15 protein-coding genes and 6 pseudogenes are annotated in these 17,867 nt (G+C 59.7%); 2 read left to right on the top strand and 19 right to left on the bottom strand.

The window, feature by feature from the left end:
- Nucleotides 1-31: 31 nt before the first annotated feature.
- Nucleotides 32-985, top strand: coding sequence for a LysR family transcriptional regulator (locus BDOA9_RS34485; RefSeq protein ID WP_025038505.1), 954 nt, complete (start codon nucleotides 32-34; stop codon nucleotides 983-985).
- Here the strand turns inward: BDOA9_RS34485 and BDOA9_RS34480 are convergent.
- From BDOA9_RS34480 to BDOA9_RS34455, 9 genes and pseudogenes are all read right to left on the bottom strand, one after another.
- Nucleotides 958-1,200 carry a DUF2274 domain-containing protein gene (locus BDOA9_RS34480; protein WP_025038504.1) on the bottom strand — a complete coding sequence of 81 codons (243 nt, stop codon included), beginning with the start codon at nucleotides 1,198-1,200 and terminating at the stop codon, nucleotides 958-960. The two genes, BDOA9_RS34485 and BDOA9_RS34480, sit on opposite strands and share 28 nt — an antisense overlap.
- A gap of 5 nt (nucleotides 1,201-1,205) precedes the next feature.
- A pseudogene (locus BDOA9_RS39675) lies at nucleotides 1,206-1,534 on the bottom strand (TrbI/VirB10 family protein); the annotation flags it as partial.
- Nucleotides 1,535-1,600: 66 nt separating this feature from the next.
- Nucleotides 1,601-2,800, bottom strand: coding sequence for an IS256 family transposase (locus BDOA9_RS34470; protein ID WP_025038502.1), 1,200 nt, complete (start codon nucleotides 2,798-2,800; stop codon nucleotides 1,601-1,603).
- A 157-nt stretch (nucleotides 2,801-2,957) separates the two neighbouring features.
- A pseudogene (locus BDOA9_RS37175) lies at nucleotides 2,958-3,814 on the bottom strand (TrbI/VirB10 family protein); the annotation flags it as partial.
- A pseudogene (gene trbG / locus BDOA9_RS34465) lies at nucleotides 3,811-4,723 on the bottom strand (P-type conjugative transfer protein TrbG). The pseudogenes trbG and BDOA9_RS37175, both read right to left, overlap by 4 nt.
- A 59-nt stretch (nucleotides 4,724-4,782) precedes the next feature.
- A complete protein-coding gene (locus BDOA9_RS40230) occupies nucleotides 4,783-4,896 on the bottom strand; it encodes a hypothetical protein (protein WP_445291833.1) in 114 nt (37 codons plus the stop codon).
- A 22-nt stretch (nucleotides 4,897-4,918) separates the two neighbouring features.
- On the bottom strand, nucleotides 4,919-5,458 hold the full coding sequence (trbF, locus tag BDOA9_RS34460; RefSeq protein ID WP_445291832.1) for a conjugal transfer protein TrbF: 540 nt from the start codon (nucleotides 5,456-5,458) through the stop codon (nucleotides 4,919-4,921).
- Between the two features lie 37 nt (nucleotides 5,459-5,495).
- Nucleotides 5,496-6,255, bottom strand: a pseudogene (locus BDOA9_RS37170) (type IV secretion system protein); the annotation flags it as partial.
- Nucleotides 6,256-6,979: 724 nt separating this feature from the next.
- Complete coding sequence (locus BDOA9_RS34455) at nucleotides 6,980-7,378, bottom strand: GNAT family N-acetyltransferase (RefSeq protein WP_340162417.1); 399 nt, start codon at nucleotides 7,376-7,378, stop codon at nucleotides 6,980-6,982.
- Between the two features lie 347 nt (nucleotides 7,379-7,725).
- On the opposite strand from BDOA9_RS34455, the gene BDOA9_RS34450 reads away from it, so the two are divergent.
- Nucleotides 7,726-8,214 carry a GNAT family N-acetyltransferase gene (locus BDOA9_RS34450; protein WP_025038500.1) on the top strand — a complete coding sequence of 163 codons (489 nt, stop codon included), beginning with the start codon at nucleotides 7,726-7,728 and terminating at the stop codon, nucleotides 8,212-8,214.
- A 579-nt stretch (nucleotides 8,215-8,793) separates the two neighbouring features.
- Here the strand turns inward: BDOA9_RS34450 and BDOA9_RS39945 are convergent.
- The 10 genes and pseudogenes from BDOA9_RS39945 to BDOA9_RS34405 form a co-directional block, all read right to left on the bottom strand.
- The gene (locus BDOA9_RS39945; RefSeq protein ID WP_256375435.1) at nucleotides 8,794-8,922 is read right to left on the bottom strand and encodes a hypothetical protein; all 129 of its coding nucleotides are present in this window, start codon (nucleotides 8,920-8,922) and stop codon (nucleotides 8,794-8,796) included.
- Between the two features lie 96 nt (nucleotides 8,923-9,018).
- Nucleotides 9,019-10,589 (bottom strand): IS66 family transposase gene (gene tnpC, locus BDOA9_RS34445; protein ID WP_152033765.1). Its coding sequence is split into 2 segments (ribosomal slippage): nucleotides 9,019-9,662 and nucleotides 9,662-10,589, totalling 1,572 coding nucleotides; the frame shifts between segments, so codons are not numbered across the junction.
- A gap of 73 nt (nucleotides 10,590-10,662) precedes the next feature.
- Nucleotides 10,663-10,943, bottom strand: a pseudogene (gene tnpB, locus BDOA9_RS34440) (IS66 family insertion sequence element accessory protein TnpB).
- A gap of 62 nt (nucleotides 10,944-11,005) precedes the next feature.
- Complete coding sequence (gene tnpA, locus BDOA9_RS34435) at nucleotides 11,006-11,416, bottom strand: IS66-like element accessory protein TnpA (RefSeq protein ID WP_025038499.1); 411 nt, start codon at nucleotides 11,414-11,416, stop codon at nucleotides 11,006-11,008.
- Nucleotides 11,417-11,469: 53 nt separating this feature from the next.
- Nucleotides 11,470-12,927, bottom strand: a complete 1,458-nt coding sequence (locus BDOA9_RS34430) for an IS4 family transposase (protein ID WP_025038498.1) — start codon at nucleotides 12,925-12,927, stop codon at nucleotides 11,470-11,472.
- Between the two features lie 79 nt (nucleotides 12,928-13,006).
- Nucleotides 13,007-13,342, bottom strand: a complete 336-nt coding sequence (locus BDOA9_RS34425; protein WP_025038497.1) for a hypothetical protein — start codon at nucleotides 13,340-13,342, stop codon at nucleotides 13,007-13,009.
- Nucleotides 13,343-13,430: 88 nt separating this feature from the next.
- Nucleotides 13,431-13,666 (bottom strand): annotated as a pseudogene (locus BDOA9_RS39670) (IS110 family transposase); the annotation flags it as partial.
- A gap of 447 nt (nucleotides 13,667-14,113) precedes the next feature.
- Nucleotides 14,114-15,517, bottom strand: a complete 1,404-nt coding sequence (locus BDOA9_RS34415) for a M20 family metallopeptidase (protein ID WP_025038495.1) — start codon at nucleotides 15,515-15,517, stop codon at nucleotides 14,114-14,116.
- 13 nt (nucleotides 15,518-15,530) lie between these two features.
- Entirely contained in the window at nucleotides 15,531-16,679 is a 1,149-nt protein-coding gene (locus BDOA9_RS34410; RefSeq protein ID WP_025038494.1) for a M24 family metallopeptidase, read from the bottom strand.
- A gap of 72 nt (nucleotides 16,680-16,751) precedes the next feature.
- Nucleotides 16,752-17,864, bottom strand: a complete 1,113-nt coding sequence (locus tag BDOA9_RS34405) for an ABC transporter ATP-binding protein (protein WP_082848031.1) — start codon at nucleotides 17,862-17,864, stop codon at nucleotides 16,752-16,754.
- Nucleotides 17,865-17,867 lie beyond the last annotated feature (3 nt).

Below are 17,867 nucleotides of genomic sequence, written 5' to 3'. Positions count from 1 at the left end.
TCAGGCGGACAGAAGCTATTCTTTCCCGAAGATGCAAAATTCCCGCAGACGAAAGCCTTCGCTTCAGGCTTGCAGAGTCATTGAACTTAAACACCTGAGATCCGCTATTGCAGCAGCCGATTGCGGTAGCCTGCGACAGGCCGCCGATCTTCTGAGAACGCAGCAATCAAGCCTCAGCCGCCGGATCGATGAGCTCGATCACCATCTTGGCATCGCCGTCTTCGAACGCTGTAAGAGCGGCGTGCGTCCGACGCGTGCGGGACTCGGCATTTTGCGACAGGCGCGGGCCATCTTTGAAGAGTTCGACGCGCTGGTCGCAAACGCAGGGGCGGTTCAGAATTCCGAGGCCGGGCGCCTCGCCATCGGGTTCTGCACCTCGCTCTCGGCAGGCAATCTGCAGGCCTCCCTGACTGAATTCAGCCGGAGGTTTCCGCTGATAGACGTCGTGACCTCCGAGCGCTCGCGAACGCGGCTCGCCACGGCGCTGCGCAACGGCGCGCTGGATATCCTCATTGTCACAGGCAGTCTGCCCTTGCTGGAGAACCAGGTGTTGCCGCTGTGGAGTGAGCGGGTTCTTATCGTCTTCCCCCAAAACCATGCGCTCGCAGCCCGTGAAGTCGTCTACTGGACCGACCTGCGCGGAGAAACGGTGCTGCTTAGCCATTACGACCCAGGAACCGAATTCGAAGCTCTTCTGACGTCGAAACTTGTCTCTCCTCAAGACCGTCCCAAGATCGAGCGACACTACGTCAGCCACGGCATCATCAAAGGCCTGATCAGCATGAAGACAGGTATCAGCCTCGTGTTGGAGTCCGATATCGGGGCGAATTTCGCGGGGCTCGTCTACCGTGAGCTGCGCGACGAGGCCGGTCCAAGCTGCTTGCAATTCTCTGCCTATCGGCGAGGTGAAAATGAAAATCCGGCGCTCGCCGCGTTCCTGGACATGGCGTCCAGCCGCTATGGCTCAGCACCGCCGGGACGTTGAGCAGCCCTCCTAGCCTTGGGGAAGCTTCTGTCAGCCGCCATGAAGCGTGCCAGCATGGGACCAATCAGTTTGACTGGGTCGACGGCCGGCTGGCCGGTCTCCCTTGCAAGAATTTCGGCATAGGCGGCAAGGTTGCCGTGCACGCTTGCAGGCAATTCATGCGTGACCTTGATCGGCTTGTCATCCTCGATCGTACCGAGTTCTAGCTTCGGCAATGTCCTCATCCTCTGTAAGGCTCGAGCAGCAGGTCGCGGTTGACGATCACCCGGACTGGAAAGCCCGGTCGCACCGTCAATGTCGGCTGGATGTTGAGATTGCGGCCGACCAGCTGCTGACCCGTTTGGTTGGCCGAGTCTCCTGCCCCGCGGCGCAGCGCCTGAATGATGTCGCTGTTTGCCCCGTTCACGTCTGTCCCCGAGTTGACTTCCGTGCCATCGCCAGCTGAGTGGAAAGCGCAGCAGCTCCCAAGAGCTGTTTCCAATGGTTGTCGACCTCATCCTCAAGGCCGGAGTAACCTGCAGCGTCCGCACCCTGCTGCCGGTCCAAGAGATCGTGTCCCAGTTGGTGGTGTAGCTGGCGGTGGATGACCGCGTTCGCCGGCGAGTGCCGGATTGGTCAGCTGGCGATTGCCGGAAGGCTGACGGTCGGATCATCGCTCAACGGAGCGATCGTTTCCAGCGTCATGTAACGGGCACGCTGGACGGCCCATTCATCGTTCTGTTCGAGCAGGATCGCACCGATGAGGCGGACGATGGCTTCCTCATTGGGGAAGATGCCGACGACCTCGGTCCGGCGCTTGATCTCGCCGTTGAGGCGCTCGATCGGGTTGGTGGAATGCAGCTTGGTTCGGTGCTGGGGCGGGAACGTCATGTAGGCGAGCACATCGGTCTCGGCCTCGTCGAGGAAGGCGGCAAGCTTGGGCAGCTTGGGGCGAAGCTGGTCGGCGACCTTGCGCCACTGCGTCCGTGCGGCCTCGGCGTCATCCTGGGCAAAGGCGGTGGCGATGAAGGCGGAGACGACGCGACGGCCGCTCTTGCCGGCATGCGCCAGCGCGTTGCGCATGAAGTGCACGCGGCAGCGCTGCCAGGAGGCATTGAGCACCTTGGCGACGGTGGCCTTGATGCCCTCGTGGGCATCGGAGACGACCAGCTTGACGCCGCGCAGGCCGCGTCGCGCAAGCTTGCGCAGGAATGCCGTCCAGAACGTCTCGGCCTCGGAGGGGCCGATGTCCATTCCAAGCACTTCTCTGCGGCCATCGCTGTTGACGCCGACCGCGATGATCACCGCGACGGAGACGATGCGGCCGTTCTGGCGCACCTTCACGTAGGTCGCGTCGATCCACAAATAGGGCCAGTCGCCCTCGATCGGCCGGGCGAGGAACGCCTTCACCTTGTCGTCGATCTCCGCGCACAGCCGCGAGACCTGGCTCTTGGAGATGCCGCTCATGCCCATCGCCTGCACCAGATCGTCGACCGAGCGGGTCGAGACGCCCTGCACATAGGCTTCCTGCACCACGGCCGTGAGCGCCTTCTCGGCCATCCGGCGCGGCTCCAGGAAGCCCGGGAAGTAGGAGCCTTTGCGCAGCTTGGGAATGCGCAGCTCGACCGTGCCGGCTCGGGTCTCCCAGGTCCGGTCGCGGTAGCCGTTGCGCTGGGCCAGACGCTCGGGGCTTTTCTCGCCGTAGGTGGCCCCGGTCTGGCCTTCCACTTCCAGCTCCATCAGGCGCTGGGCCGCAAAGCCGATCATCTCGCGCAGCAGATCCGCATCAGGGGTCTTTTCCACGAGCGTGCGCAGGTTCATCATGTCGTCGGTCATCGGTGGTTCCTCGAATCAGGTTGGCTGTCGCAATCCAAACCTTACCGACGAACCATCGGTGACCACCCGCAAAGCCGCCCGCCCGCTACGGCGCTATGGGAGGGCGCGCGTCCGGGCGGCTTTGCTGATCAGCTACACCACTCCTCGGGACACGACCGTCCAAGACGATCGAGCGTCCGTTTGGCATGATCAGACGAGTCCAGACCAGGAGCACACGTGATAGCCCGAATGCGATCTGGCTATCTTAGGTGCCGATCAGCCTTGCTCCCTGAGGGACGAGGCGAACTCTCCCGGTCGGAGAATCGTACACCGCGTCCGTGACTTGGGCCGTGATCTGACCTGAAAGATCGGACCGGATTCCTGTTATGAGGGCGGTCGGGATCACTGTCCCGGCCTGGATGACAAAGGGAGACGCAGGTCTTGCCAGGCGATCTGGGCTCGTCGGGCGATCGACGGTTGCGCTGACGAAGGCCAGTTTCCGGTCCTCAGCATTCTGGGCAAATGCTCGCGGTGGCCTCACTCGATTGTGGAGGAGAAGGCTGCAGCCGGACATTGGTGTTGACGAACACTTTGTTGGTTCGCGCCGCCTCGCTCTCTTGCTATGCGCGCTGCTGTTCGGCGTCGATGCCGAGGGGACTGGATTGCGACGTCGTCTGTGCCGCTACGATCGGACGTCCAAGGTCGCCCGGCAAGCGGACCCTGGCGCGGCACGCCCGCGGGGATTTCGGTGTAGTTCTTGGGCAGCGACGCAAGCTGATCAGCTACCTTGTGATGTTCGGTCGCGTAGAGTTCCCCCGCCGCGGGGACATGTGGTCGCTTTTTCTGCAGAGCCCAAAACACCGCGCCAGAGATCAGCACGAGCACACCAGCACTGCCTGCCGCGAGAACCTTGCGCGAGAGGCGTACAACTTGGGGGCGCTCGGGCCGCAGCCGGAGCGTCTCGGCGATCTCTTCGGAGTTCTTCAAGCGAGGAGCATCTTGCGGCGGGTGATCCGCCGGCCCAGCGTCATTCATAGTGGCCTCCCGTTGGTTCGGACGATCCGGATTTTTTCTGGTTTTCCTCACCCAATCGCAATTCTGCCGTGGCAAATAGGCGGTCGATGATCAGGACGTTGCCGAAGGCGCGATAATTGAGGAGCTCGGCCTTGCCGTCAGATCCGATCACGAACAATGGCGGCATTTCGCCCTGGCCAATGCCCGGCGAAAATTCGATATAGACCTTTCGGCCGTCGTCGTAGGCATTGACCGGGCGCCAGGGCGGACTATCGCCCTCGAATGCATAGCGGTAGCGCCGCGCGGCAAGGTCGGGAATGAGGGGCGTCAAGGGCAGCGCTTGAGAGCGGCTAGCGCGCTGCTCCGGATAGAACCAGGCGACCGAGGGCATATAGGGCTTTTCGCGCGAACGCAGCTCCAGGACGTAGGTGCGCCGGTCGGTATTGATGACCAAATTGGTCTCAAGTGACACACGGGTCGGCTTGATCATGATGTGGACACGCCGGGTGTCGCCGCTGCCACTTTCGGTATCTCCGACGACCCAGCGGACCGTGTCGCCCGCTGGGAGCGGCCCCGAGCCGATCAGCTGTTCACCAGGCTCGAGAGCGACGTCCGTAACCTGCCCAGGTGCGGCATAGATATGGTAGAGAGCGCCCGGGCTAAAGGAAAACGCCTGCACCGCGCTGAAGTAGCCCGCCTGGCGGGGCTGCACGCGTGCGGCATCGTTCGCAACTTCGATGCGCTCGGCGGGCCCCTTTGCCTCGGCGTTCTTGCCGCCGCGCGCCGGCTTCCATGCGGGCGGCAAATGCAGAGGACGTTGGCATCGGCGAGCGCCGGCAGATCAGGCGCCGCTGGAACCCCGCTATCATAGCTGATTTGCGGCGGTTTGAACATGGCGCATCCCGAAAGGGCGGATGCGCAGATCAGCATGGCCAAAGGCAATCCGGGCAGGACGTGTTTCGACGGCGGAATGTGAGATGACCTCACCGCTAGCCCAGCTCCTTCGACCAGTTGACGGCGTTGACGTAAATCCCGAGGGGATTCTTCCGCAGGCAATCCAAATCGCGTGGTGTCTCGAGAATGATCGTGAGATCGCGCTCCAAGGTCCCGGCAAGCTGACCGTTGTCATAGCGCCGTTCGATCCAGGCGAGACGAAAGCCTTTCAGGTGATGCCCGGATAACGCTCGAGACCTCGATGGCGATCTGGGTCCTTCCCAGTTTGGAAAAAGGGATCGTTGGTGCGCGCGTACTCGTTGAGTGAGATGGGCCGCGGTCGGTCGTGAAATCGTAGGCGTGCAGCCAGTTTTCCCGCAGAACGATCCCGTCCATCGGCAGGCTGCGAACGTTCTCGATGAAGCACGCCAGATGGAACGCCATCTGAGGGTCCGTTGGCTGATAGCTGGCACTTGCCGGAGCAATGGTTTTGGCTTCGCCCAATTGATCGACCTCGACCACCCACGGCGTGATCGTGCCGTGCGCCGATTGCCAGACCAGAGCGCCGGCAAAGCCTCCGGAGAGGATCAGGCAACCGAACGTCATAAGCGGCCAGTTCTTGGCCTGGACGCGTGCCGCGCTGATGCGATCATCCCAGACCTGAGCTCCGCGCTGGTAGGGCGCGACGGGCTCCGGCGCGCGGCCATAGTGAACGGCCGATCGTTTGAACATTGCTTGGACCTCGAGAATGGGTTTCAAAGACGATTGTTCAGCTATCGTTCTGGGACAGGTCGACCGACCCACCGCCTCCTCCGTGATCGCCTGATCGGATCGCCTGGCTTGTCGCGGAGGCTCGATGCTGAATGGTCTGAGCCCGCTTCATTCGGCGGACCCAGGCGGGGGGCTGCCGGAAGCATCTGGAGAATTTCCTTCACCGCCCGCGTTACTCGACCCTCCGCCAAGACCGGCTTGGAGCGAACGCAAGGGGCTTGCTGCACCTGATGCTGTTGTTTCGGCACCGGACGACGTTCCTGAGCGACTGGCAGCCGCCGCTCCGCATGCAACGCTGCTCGCGCCACGAAGCGAGCCCGCAATCGCGCCGCCTGCAAGGCCGGCCGTCCCAGCTGCAAGCCCAGCTCCGGCGGCAATGCCCCTTCCAAGCGCACTGCCGGCACCGAGCTGCGGGCCTCCCGAGACGATGCCGTTGGCGACGCCGGAGCCGAAAAATGCCAAGGCCCAGGAGGGCAAGGGCGCCAAGGACAAGCGCCATTGCGTTTCCAATTGTGGGCTGGTTGGCGCCAAAACCGGTCGTGAACTGGGAGAACAACGTCGATCCGATTCCGGCAATGACGGCAAGGAACTTGACGCCAGATGAGATGATTGTCGAGCACCCGTTCGGCTGCCAAGGCGGTCCTGCCAAACAGTCCAAAGGGGATGAGAACGAAGACGGCCAGTGTCGTCAGCTTGAATTCGATCAACGTGACGAAAAGCTGGATCGCGAGAATGAAGAAGGCAAGCAGCACAAGGATGGATCTTCCAGAAAGGTAGCGATGGCTGGTCCAGGGCAGTGCAAGGCATGCACGCTCCACGCAGCTCAGCTTCCGAATGAAATGAATAGATTGCCACACTGCCCCCACGCTGGGTCGATCCGCGCCATCATCGCTTTCACGTGCGGACGAGTAGAAGGGTAGAACGCGTCCTCTCGCAATGATTGGCCCTCGGGTTGCGTATTGCCGCGAAGAGACGGTGGAATTTGGGAGCGATGACTTTAAACGTCGAACCGCGGATTGCGGTGATCAGTGTGGAATGGCTTTACCATTCCACGTCCTCATCACCGTCGAAGGAGGTTGGTCCGGTCAGTGGAAATGCTGCACGAGTAGAGCTGTAGTCATCCGTACGCTGCCGGACAGGCTAAGACGCGCCCCCCGAACACTGTCGAATCATGGACTGAGAACTGAGGCAATCCAGCCCGGTGCAGCAGCGCGTTAGTCTGAACTTGCTCTGATAGACGGCGAAGGGATATGTTCTGCCGCGGTCAGCCGCCGTCGAAGGATCAGGCCCGGTCTGGAAGTTTTCTTGCTCTGCCCCGGGCGGGTTCAAACCGTAGTGGTGTACAATAGCCGCCAAAGTCCTGCCGCAGCGGACCGACGCACCGAAACAATGTAAACCGCAAGTGCCGCCCGGGGCGCAATCTGGAGTGTTACGACCGCTGGTTGCCGGTTCAGCTGGGGATAAAGGGTGCGGAGCCCGGGCTCACAGGTCAATGAGCCGTTCGTATAGCATGATATCACGAGCGTTCCCGTTCTCGGAAAAGAATTTCGGAAAGCATCCTGTGAGGGTAAATCCGCATTTCTGCGCAAATGAATGAGCGGTACTCTCGCGAAATCCGAGGCAAAAAACACTGTGGATGTGAAGAGTGGTGGCCCTCCTCAACAGTGAGCGGCAAAGCGTCGATCCAACGCCATTACGCCGGGCATTCTGGTGAACATAGACGGACATCTCGACTGTTCCTAAAACATTCTCCTGGACTTGATATCGTGTGAACGCAGCCCAGCCGAGCACCGTCTCACCCTTGAGACAAACATAGGATTCGTACGCTGGCATCGATTCAAAAAGAAACTGCTTCATTTCCTCCTCTGTCCAGAGCCTCATCCCTCGCGTAGACTCACCCATCCCTGAGACTGAGTTGTAGAGCGCGGTTACCCCTGCGAGATCGCGCACGGACATGGGACGCACGTAGTGTGACATCAGGATCCCTCTCTATTAACTTGGTGCCGAAAAGCAGCACCTAGGATACAAATGCCGGGTCGTCGCCGCGACCTACTAGAGCTGGCAGTTGTGGGAGCGGATGATTTGGGCTGTTCTCCTAATGAGTAATAAAGGGAGCAGCATGGTTGCCGGTGACAACGGACCCGAGTGAGGTTTGAGCGGATGTAGAAGCCAGAGCGCCCTGTCTCGATACCCGTTGCAGGTCTGCGGCCAGGAAGAGCAGGTAATCGATGTTTCGATATGCAAGTTATGCAGATGCTGAAGAAATGGCAGCTATCTATAATCAGGCGGCAAAATCTGGCCTCTATGCCATAAGCCAGCTGGCTCCTGACACCCGCCGCAAGCGGATGAAATGGCTTGATGAACATCAAGGCCGCTATCGTGCATTTGTATATGAGAATAGCGCTGGTGTGTCCGTCGGCTGGTGTTCTCTGAGCCCTTTCTCATTGCGTTGCGAATATCACGACGTAGCAGAAATCTCGCGGTACATCGATGAAGACCACCGAGGTAAGGGGCTTGGCAAGCTGATGCTCGCGCACCTAATTCAAGTGGCGTCTAGTTCCGGCTTTCGGTTGCTGGTCTCGCGCATTTACGAGAGGAATGTGCAAAGCATAAAGGCGCTAAATCAGCTTTTCGACCGCGCGGCCGTGATGCATGAAGTTGCATCCATTGATGGAGAATATCAAAATGAAATATGGTTCTACAAACGTCTGCACTGAGGTATGCGCAACATGCGTTGCGGACCTAGAGCCTATCGTTTTTTACCGGAATCAAGATTCCGGACAGGAAGGGCTTTTTGTTCAAAATCCATGATGGAACGGAGCTGGTATGAATGACGCGGCCCTATCCGGAGAATATTTGCGGACGTGCTCCTGTCCGGGTTGACGCGGGCGAGACTGTTCGTTGGTTCGGTTGCATAATCCGCGGTGTGCGATGAGGTGGAAGAATCTTGGGCGGGATGTTCCCGGCAAGATTGGCGGTTAAAGAAGGCCGGTTCCGTCCGGCAAATGTCGACTGGTTGCGCAAACGCAGTCATTTCGGCCCATTTACTTTGGGGTGCTGGCGCAGGAATGGACTGCGCGCCGAATCGAGCAGACATGCGGGCGGTCTGGATGTTCGTTCCACGCCCTTAAGGCCGGGCGCCAAACGAGAGGCTGCCGCCGAACGAGACCGTCCTGAGAATCCCGCGACAGCGAGCGCGCTAAGACTCATGAGTCTAGGTTGACGCGACGGACCTTGGCGAGCTGCTCCCGCATATAGACCTGAAGGGCCTCGACGATTGGCCGGCTCAGCGTCTGTCAGACCTCGAGAAGTCCTTCAGGGCTCCTGCCATTGATGGAGCGTTCGATCTCGAACAGAGGATCGATGCTCGATCGACTCATCCAGCGGCGCCAGCCATCGACGATGTCACGCTGGAACTCTTGCATTTTATCTTGCTCTCTTAATCGGTCGTCTTCTGCGGATCACTGTACGCATCCGGCGAAGGCCCCGGCTGGGCAGCTTTTGGCGGAGCGCTGATCGCGCTATGCGGCGTGGGCGACGTTCTGAGGTCGCCAATTCCAGGGCATGAGTTCGTCAATGCGCTTGGCCGGATGATCCGGTAGGCGAGCCAGCACGTCGGCTAGCCAAGCCTGTGGATCGATGTCGTTGAGCTTGGCGGTGGCGATGAGGGTGTAGATCGCAGATGCACGCCGACCGCCCTCATCGGATCCGGCGAAGGTCCAATTTCTTCTGCCCACGGCGACAGCCCGAAGCTCGCGCTCGGCAGCATTGTTCGACATGCAAAGCCGTCCGTCATCAAGGAAGCGGCTAAATGCGTCCCAGCGGCTGAGGCAGTAATTGATCGCCTTGGTCGTGTCGTTGTTCCTGGAGAGCTTGACGCGCTGCTCGCGCAACCACGACTCCAGCTCGACGATCAGAGGGCGGCTACGCTCCTGGCGCACACGCAACCGCTCCTGCGGCGCAAGACCGTTGATCTCGCGTTCAATGGCGAACAGGACATCAATGCGCTTGACCGCCTCGACCGCGATCGGCGCCTTGGTAAGCCGCGCGAGGTCAAAGAACTTGCGTCTGCCGTGCGCCCAGCATGCGGCCTCGATGATCGGGCCGCCCTTGCGATTGGCCTCGTAGAGCCTGCCAAAGCCGGCGTAGGCATCGGCCTGCATCATCCGGCATAGCCGGCCAGATGCTGCTCCGGATGTGCACCGCCACGATCGGGCGAGTAGAAGAACACGGCCGCCGGCGGATCTGGGCCGGCAAACGGACGGTCGTCGCGTACGTAGGTCCAGAGCCGGCCAGTCCGGGTCTTGCCCTTGGCCAGGACCGGCACCGTGGTGTCATCGGCGTGGATGCGCTCGGCTGCGAAGACGTGGCTCCGGATCGCATCGACCAGAGGCATCAGCCTTGCCGCGGAGGCACCTACCCAGTCCGCGAGCGTCGATACGTCAAGATCGATGCCTTCACGCTGGTCGACGTCGCTTTGCCGATGAAGCGGCAGGTGCAGGCCGTACTTGGCGAACAGGACATGGGCCAGCAGCTTGGGCCCTGCACGCCCGTGCGCAATCGGATGCGAGGGAGCTGGCGGCTGGGTGATCGCTTCGCAGGCCCGGCAGACGAGCTTCTCGCGCACGTGCTGGATCACCTTCCACTGGCGCGGAACGAGCTCCAGCGTCTCGGTCACGTCTTCGCCAATCTTGCGCAACCGGCTGTCGCCGCAGCACGGGCAGCTCGCAGGCACCGGATAGACAAGGCGCTCCCGCAGCAAATACTCCGGCAGTGGCCGGCGAGCTGGTTTGCGGCGCTCGAACGATGGCACCGCAATCTTCTCGGCGGCTATCTGCGCTGCAGTCTCAGCTTGCGCCGCGGTCTCCTCCAGATCGGCAAGCTGTAGCTCGAGCTGGTCCAGCAATGCGCTGCGCTCGGAGGACTGTCCGAACTGCTCGTGCCGGAGCTTCTTGATCGTGAGCTTGAGCTTCTCGATCAGCAAACTCCCCGCCTGGGCCTCGGCTTCCGCAGCCAACCGGGCCGCTCGCTCGGCGCGCAGCATCGCCTGCAGCGTGGTCACATCGTCGGGAAGAGAATCATCGGCGCCCATCGCCGACCAGAGAATCACAAGGCGCGGTCTCTGTCCGGACCGCTGATAGTACCACCGATTCAAATCCCAGCGATCAGCCAGCCGCCTGCGGTCGCCAGGTCTGTTGTGGCATCCGCCAGTCGATGCCCTCCAGCAGGTAGCCAAGCTGGGCTGGGGTGATTGTCACCACGCCATCAGCGGACGACGGCCACAAGAAGCGGACGCGCTCCAGCCGCTTGGCATAAAGCGACATGCCCCGTCCATCGTGCCAAAGGATCTTGATCAGCTTACGCTCCTGCCACGGAACACATAGAGGTCGCCGCCGTACGGGTCTCGCTTGAAGGCTTCCTGCACCAGCAAGCCCAGCGAGTTCATGCCGCGGCGCATATCGGTGTGGCCGGTCGCAATCCACACCCGCACGCCCGACGCAATGGGGATCACCGGAGGCGTCCATCTGCCAGTGCCGCGACCGCGGCCTTCAGCGTCGCCGCGTCGACCGTGCCCGTGATCCGCATCCGAGCTCCGGTCGCAAACTCGATCTCGATCGCCCCGCCGCTGCTGGCCGGCATGGCTGGACAAGGCGTCGACCCCGATTCCGCGACCACCATCGCCGGTACGAAGCCAGGTTGATCGGCGGCACCCTTCGGTTCTGGCCGAAACGAGCGTCGCCATCGCAGTAGCAATGATCGCGAAACGCCATACCGCCGCGCCGTTGCCGCGACCTGGCGCGGTGCCTGTAAGCTCTCCAGGACGATCTTGAGCTTCTCGTCCTCGGACCAGCGCCGCCGCCGGCCCGTGTCCACCACCTCAAGCCGTTCGACTTGGGCACTGCGCCTATCACTGTCCATAGGGACAGTTCTCAACAATGCGCCTCATTCGACAAGGCGGCCCTCACCGGCTTTCAATTACCCACAAATTCTCCTCCGACCATAGCGCCCAGCGCGATGTCGGTGAGGCGTGACAGCCCGCGCCACATGACCGTATTGCCAGGCGGCGGATCGCTGGCGCGGGCGAGATAACCGCCGAGCCGGGCGATCTTGATCAGATAGTGGGAGAGCGCTTTCCGTCTTGCTCTTGGCTTGTCGTTGACGAGGCGATCGAGCACGCCGATTTCGGTCGCAGTCAACGCGAGGGTTGGTGGTGCGTCTGGAGCGGAACGGTTGAGCATCGTTATCCAGAAGACCCGCCAACTCAGGATGCAAAAGAGCGAGATCAGGTTGGTCAGACGCTGGGCGGTCCTAAGCTTCGACTCCTCGGCTTTGCAGCCCGATTTGAGGATCTTGTGGAACACCTCGATCTTCCATCTCAAACCATACCATTCGAGCTTCTCAATGACGTCGGTGCGGGAACCAACGGGCAGGTCGGTGATCAGCTTCCAATCGATCTTCTTTCTGTTTTTCGGCGTCCCGCGCTCTTCGGCTTGGATCACCGTCAGGGTCAGGGCAGGATAGCGCTTCTGCTTTCCGATCGGCGGCAGAACGCGAATTTTGCGATACCTGATCTCAAGAACGGCTTGGTCGGGATCGCCGTTGCTATCTCTGACTTCGATGCGATGGAGCCCTTTGACGGCGACCTCGTCCATTTCGTCGGCGACGGTGTGATCCCCATCTCCAGCCAAGCGGTCGACGCAGGTCCTGATCAGGAAATGGGTTCCGATCTCCTGTGCTGCGCAGAAGAGCTCGTAGATGTCACTCTCGCGATCACCAATATGGATGCATCGTCCCGGATGATCCAAGAGTTGCGTAGACTGCTTCAGATTTTCCAACCACCGGACGCTTTCCTTTTTCTCGATGGGAATCCGGGTCGGATTGATCTTCCTTTTAAGCGCTGCCGTCCCCTTGAATTTCTTCCGGGTCCAGAGCTTAACGGCCGCCAACCCCAGCGGCACCCCCTCGATTGTAACCGCGAGGCTCGAATGCATCAGGATGCCACAAAGCGTGTGCGATCTGAGGCGACCCGCCTTATCCCGTCCACTGTTTATGCTCTTGGTGATGCCGATTGCTTCTGACTTCTCGCGTTGATAGCTGAACTCGGTTGTATCGTGCAGCACAAGAACGAGATCTTCAGTGGCGGCGGCACGATCACGTGTCGATTGGAAATGGCCGGCCAGAATGTCCGCTTCGCTGACCCGGTCGTTAGAGAAGAAGCGGTAGGCTGCCTTCGTATTCGCCCAATCCTGGCAAACGAGCGGAATGCTTTGTCCCATGGCGCTTCCAATCTGCGTGAGCAGTTTGCGGAATCTGTCGCCGAGCCGCGCGTCCCTAAACTCACATCCACTACTCTCTCGATCAATCCAACATCCCCCGTCCAAAGACCGCAAACAGCCTTTTGCCGATCGATCCCTTAATGTTAGCCCCATAGAGCACCCCTCGCGAATCAGGTGCTCAGCAAGGAATCACAAGTGATTCTCTCGATTCAAGATTTCGCCGATCAGCGGATCAGCTCGAGTGGTCAAAGTTATGGGTAATTGAAAGCCTCACCGGACGGATACGGATCACTGCACCCCTTGTCGCTTCCTCTCTCTGCTGTGACAAGGTCTTTGCATCAACGGCACGCAGCATTGCAACGAGCGAGAGTCCGGGTGCGCCGTGCACTCTTGCGCGCTCATCGACGGCACAAAATCGCTGCAGCAAGGCAGCGCGGACGTCGTCGCGGCGCATCTCTCCATCGGTGTGACGGAGCCACATCACAGGCACTCCCGCGTGGTCCAGGCGCCCCGCAAAGGGCGTGGCCACAAGCAAGATAACGTGCGTTCCGTCGTTCTGGATCTGCACCAGGTCTCATCCGCGCGTGGCGGAGCTCCGTGTTCAAGACAAGATGGTCATGGCCTCGATCAATCTCCCCAATTGGCCCTTGCAAGGCTCAGGCGTGGGCGCCCAGAAGCTTGCGCTCCTTGGCCGCGTGGCGCGCCTTTAGGTCCGCCTGGGGCACGTCCGGATCACCACAATAGAACGTGCTGTCGACCCACATCCGTGCATGGTGACGGCCAGTTTGCGCGCCACCGCGACGGTTGCTTTGCGATGCGAGGTGCGCTTGGCGAGCGCCAGACCCCAGCTCCTGACCTTGTCTTTCTTCTTGTAGCGGCTCAAAAGCGCGCTGTGTTCCACGTGGCCGCTGGAAGTCCATGACTTTGCTGGCCGCCCTGCGCAATGACCGGATCGATGCGCCATGGTTCATCGAGGGGCTGATCGACGGCGTGAGCTGTCGAATCTGCGTCGAGAAAGTACTTCTGACCGTCTCGACCAGACGACATAATCGTCTTGGACAACCTCGGCAGTCACAGGAGCAAAGCAGTCCGCTAGCTCATCCGTTCGGTCGGCACCAAGCTCTCCTGCCAAAATACTCGCCCGACCTGAACGCAAGCGGGTCTTTGGCAAGCTCAAGCACATACTCCACAAAGCAGCCGCTCGCACTGTCGACGCGGTCTGCGCTGCAATCGGCCACGCACTCGATGCCTTCACATCTAAGGATATGCGGTCTACCTGGAAGATTCAGACCCTCGAGCTTAATGCCATATGCTTTAACATCGCGCATCGGCCGGAGCTTCATCTGGTGGCGTCTTCAAAATGTCCAAGGTCCCACCACAGTCCTGCCATTATAGCCAGGGATTCCCTCACAACTGATGCTAGCAAGTGTTCATTTGGCCCATGCTGGGCGCACGCCGGGTAGGAGTGTGGGATCCAAAGTGTAGGTAGCTCAAGCAGTTCGCTGAAGACATAGTTCGGCAGCGTTCCGCCGAGATTGGGAAGTAGCGTGGGCACTTTCCTTGCTGAGCGCTCGATGGAATTCATTGCCCATAGAGCCCACGGATTGTGAGGATCCAGACGAGTCGCAGGCGTGTAGGAGCGAATTGTGACCTCCGCGGAGTGGAACCCATTCTGCGCGAGATGTTCGAGCAAGATCTCTTTAGCTTCCGAGGCCTTCGTTCCGACAACGAAGCGCAATTGGCAGATAGCTTTGGCTCTCGCAGGAATTGCGCTTCCGGGTGCGTCCGCATCCGCTGCTTTGAGCGCTAGGGTCTCAATAGTATTCCATCCAAAAATGCGCTCAGCAGGTGTCAGTCCTGGTTCGCCCCAGTCGTCGTCGATGGACGGGGCATCGTCATCCTCGCCTATCGGCACTTCAGCTAAAAGCGCGCGCACGTGCTCGGGCACTGACGGTGGTCGAAGTCCTTCGACGACGATCCGACCCCTTTCATCAACGAGCTTTGTAATAACATGCGCGAGAATTGTAGCCGGATTGCTCAATACGCCGCCCCAGTTTCCCGAGTGATAGGGGCGGCTTCGAGCATTCAGGGCGATTTCAAATTCAACCTCGCCTCTTGAGCCTAGGAAGAGAGTAGGATTGCTTGCTGAGACACGGTTGCCGTCGGAAGCGATAAAAACGTCAGCCTTGAGCAGCTCGCGTTGTGCAATTGCGATCTCTCGCAAACCGGGTGAGCCAATCTCTTCGCCCGTCTCGAATAATATCTTCACATTGAAGCCGAGGCGACCGCCACCTTCGGCAATCGCGGCCTCGAGAGCCGTGAGATTGACCAAGAACTGCCCTTTGTTGTCGGCACTCCCGCGTCCGTACCAGTGGTCACCTTCTATCGTTAGAGCCCACGGCGACAGATCCGATCGCCAAAGTGCGTCGTCTCCGCGAACAACATCGCCATGACCGTAGATGAGAACAGTAGGCAGCCCGGGATCCTCGCTGCGCTGAGCGATCAAAAAGGGATTGGCATCTTGCAGGGGGTTTTCGAATACACTGCTCGAAAAGCCCAATCGACTAAGCAATGGCGTGATTTGCTGCGTGAGGTAGTCCCGCATCAATTCACGGTCGGCGATACCCGGGCTTTCTGTCTTGCAAGCAACATGGCGCCGCAAAAGTGCAGAGAAGCTTCCATCGTCAAATGGCTCGAGGGCTCTTCTGATGGCTGCGTCTCGCATCAGTGCAGCAGAGTCCATATCATTTTCTGACCTACTGCAACTCAACAGGCACTTCCGTGATGATCTCCGGAGAACCTGCTGTACAAATGACCGTTTGACTAAACCCAACGGTGCCCAGGCCCGGTAGCGCGATGTGGGGAAGCACATGGAATGACATTCCCTCCATGATCACGCGCCGGTCACCGGTAAATAAGCTCAAGCCTCCGCTTTCGATCCAAACCAGGAATTCGATGCCAATTCCGTAGCCGGTACGGCTGCGCAGGTTTTCAAGAAACCCAGCCTTCTTGAGCGCCGCGCATGTAGCGGCGTGGACCTCTTCGGCAGCAACGCCTGGACGTATTTGCTCGACAGCGCGCGTACGTGCCTCCAGAACGGCGTGGCTTGCCCGCTTCAACTTGTCATCGACGGGCCCGACCAGCACGCTGTGTATACTGGCCGCAGAGTAGTGCCGAACGTTGGCACCGAGTTCCATAAAAACGATATCCGTTTCTCCGACCGCGGAGCCATTCCAGGTTTGATGTGCCAACGCCGACCGTGGACCGGTCACAATGTAGGTTGGAGTGCGTATGTGATGACTGCCCGCAGCCAAGCGCGCCTGATAGCTTGCAGCAGCGATCTCTGAATCCAGCACGCCCGGGCGAATAGCTCCGATGGCGGCGCGCATTCCGGCCGATGCCGCCCTCCCGGCTTGACGAAGATAGGCTTGCTCGGCTGCCGATTTGACAGCGCGGATCTCCTCGATGATACCCGACCCGTCCAACCATTTCGCATTGGGCAGCAGTTGGTTGAGGGCCTCATAAACGGAAACGCGAAGCCAAGGCACATTCTTTTCGAGCGACAGGCGCTGGCTTGCCAGACCGGACATTTCCAGAAAGTCCACGATGGCTTTCGAAGGTCCGTCATTGTCACTATACCCCACGGCAGTCAAATTAAAGCAGCTCTTGTTCGCTGTCTCCACCTCATACTGGCGGGTGAACAGTGTCGGTGCCGCCTTAAGCGAGAAAACGAGCACTTGGGGAAAGCTGTGAAAACCGGTCGTATCGTAACCGGTGAGGTAGAACATATTCTCTGGAGAGGAGATGAGAAGCGCATCGACACCGCGTTCTTCGAGACGAGCGCGAAGTCTGGTTTGGCGCGCCTTGTACTCGTCTGTGGTAAAGGGTAACGGGCTGACGGTCATCTCTTGTTTCCTTTCCAGAAGATCGTGCCGAGGGCGTATACTTCGACGGCGTGCAGTTGAGCTATGAATGACTCAAGACAATCCAGCATTCTCGGGGACCTCTCTCAATCCGTCTAGATCAAGCTGGACCTCAATCGTCTCACCTTCTCGCGGGCTGCGGCCAAATGGGTAATGAGCGTCCATAAGCAGCTCTTGGCCTAGGACATCGAGCCGCAACCGGCAAAGGGCTCCGCAGTAGGCGGTGGAGATTACACGAGCTTGCAACCTGTCGCCGGCTTCTTCCTTGGCGGGCTTTACGTACTCTGGTCTTATGATGATGGTTCTAGGTCCCGGTTTTCCCTTGTAAGACAATCGGAATGGCCCAGCTGTGAAATTGCCGTTGTCATCCACAACGCCATTCACGCTGGCGCACCATCCGATGAATCCCGCGACAAATCGAGTAGCTGGCGTTTCGTAGATTTCGGCGGGCGTGCCGATTTGTTCGACTCGGCCTTGGTTCATGACCACGACGCGATCGGCGAGCATCAGAGCCTCTTCCTGATCGTGTGTGACAAAGAGAGTCGTCATATTGATTCCCTTGATAAGTGCCCGGAGCTCTTCGCGCAGTCGAATGCGCAGTTGAGCATCCAAGTTGGAAAATGGCTCATCGAGCAGCAGGACCGCTGGGTTCATTGCCAGCGCACGTGCAAGGGCCACCCGTTGCTGCTGTCCTCCAGAGAGCTCCTTCGGGAATCTCCGGGCCAAATGCGGTAACTCGACGAGCTCGAGCATCTGTGCCACCCGCTGCTTTCGGTCGGCTGGCGCCATACCGATATTTTCAAGGCCGAAGGCGACATTCTGCTCGACCGTCAAGTGCGGGAACAGAGCATAACTCTGAAAGACCATTCCCGTGTCTCGCCGATAAGGGGGAGCATCCGTGACATCCTGGCCATCGATCAAAATTGTGCCTGACGACGGTTCAATGAACCCCGCGACCATTCGAAGTGTGGTCGTCTTGCCGCAACCCGAAGGCCCCAGGAGACAAATCAGCTCCCCCTTCGCGACGTCGAGCGAGATAGTTTCGACAGCTGCAACGCCGTTGTAGAGTTTACTGATATTCTGGAGAGAGACGATGGTGGCGCGTTCTTGTCGCAACGCGCCCTTGGTTTGCCCGCCAGGTTCGATCCCTTTGGTGATTTCAGTCATACT

The organism is Bradyrhizobium sp. DOA9, assembly GCF_000617845.2.
Taxonomy (GTDB): Bacteria; Pseudomonadota; Alphaproteobacteria; order Rhizobiales; family Xanthobacteraceae; genus Bradyrhizobium.
Note: the sequence above shows the minus strand (reverse complement) of the source record. Positions and strands in the feature narration are given on the sequence as shown.

Bases quoted from the DNA above. Each gene is read 5' to 3' on its own strand.
- BDOA9_RS34485 (WP_025038505.1), top strand. From the start codon at position 32: ATGCAAAATTCCCGCAGACGAAAGCCTTCGCTTCAGGCTTGCAGAGTC.
- BDOA9_RS34470 (WP_025038502.1), bottom strand. From the start codon at position 2,800: ATGACCGACGACATGATGAACCTGCGCACGCTCGTGGAAAAGACCCCT.
- trbF (WP_445291832.1), bottom strand. From the start codon at position 5,458: ATGTTCAAACGATCGGCCGTTCACTATGGCCGCGCGCCGGAGCCCGTC.
- BDOA9_RS34455 (WP_340162417.1), bottom strand. From the start codon at position 7,378: ATGAGGCTCTGGACAGAGGAGGAAATGAAGCAGTTTCTTTTTGAATCG.
- BDOA9_RS34450 (WP_025038500.1), top strand. From the start codon at position 7,726: ATGTTTCGATATGCAAGTTATGCAGATGCTGAAGAAATGGCAGCTATC.
- BDOA9_RS39945 (WP_256375435.1), bottom strand. From the start codon at position 8,922: ATGCAAGAGTTCCAGCGTGACATCGTCGATGGCTGGCGCCGCTGGATG.
- tnpA (WP_025038499.1), bottom strand. From the start codon at position 11,416: ATGGACAGTGATAGGCGCAGTGCCCAAGTCGAACGGCTTGAGGTGGTG.
- BDOA9_RS34430 (WP_025038498.1), bottom strand. From the start codon at position 12,927: ATGGGGCTAACATTAAGGGATCGATCGGCAAAAGGCTGTTTGCGGTCT.
- BDOA9_RS34415 (WP_025038495.1), bottom strand. From the start codon at position 15,517: ATGGACTCTGCTGCACTGATGCGAGACGCAGCCATCAGAAGAGCCCTC.
- BDOA9_RS34410 (WP_025038494.1), bottom strand. From the start codon at position 16,679: ATGACCGTCAGCCCGTTACCCTTTACCACAGACGAGTACAAGGCGCGC.
- BDOA9_RS34405 (WP_082848031.1), bottom strand. From the start codon at position 17,864: ATGACTGAAATCACCAAAGGGATCGAACCTGGCGGGCAAACCAAGGGC.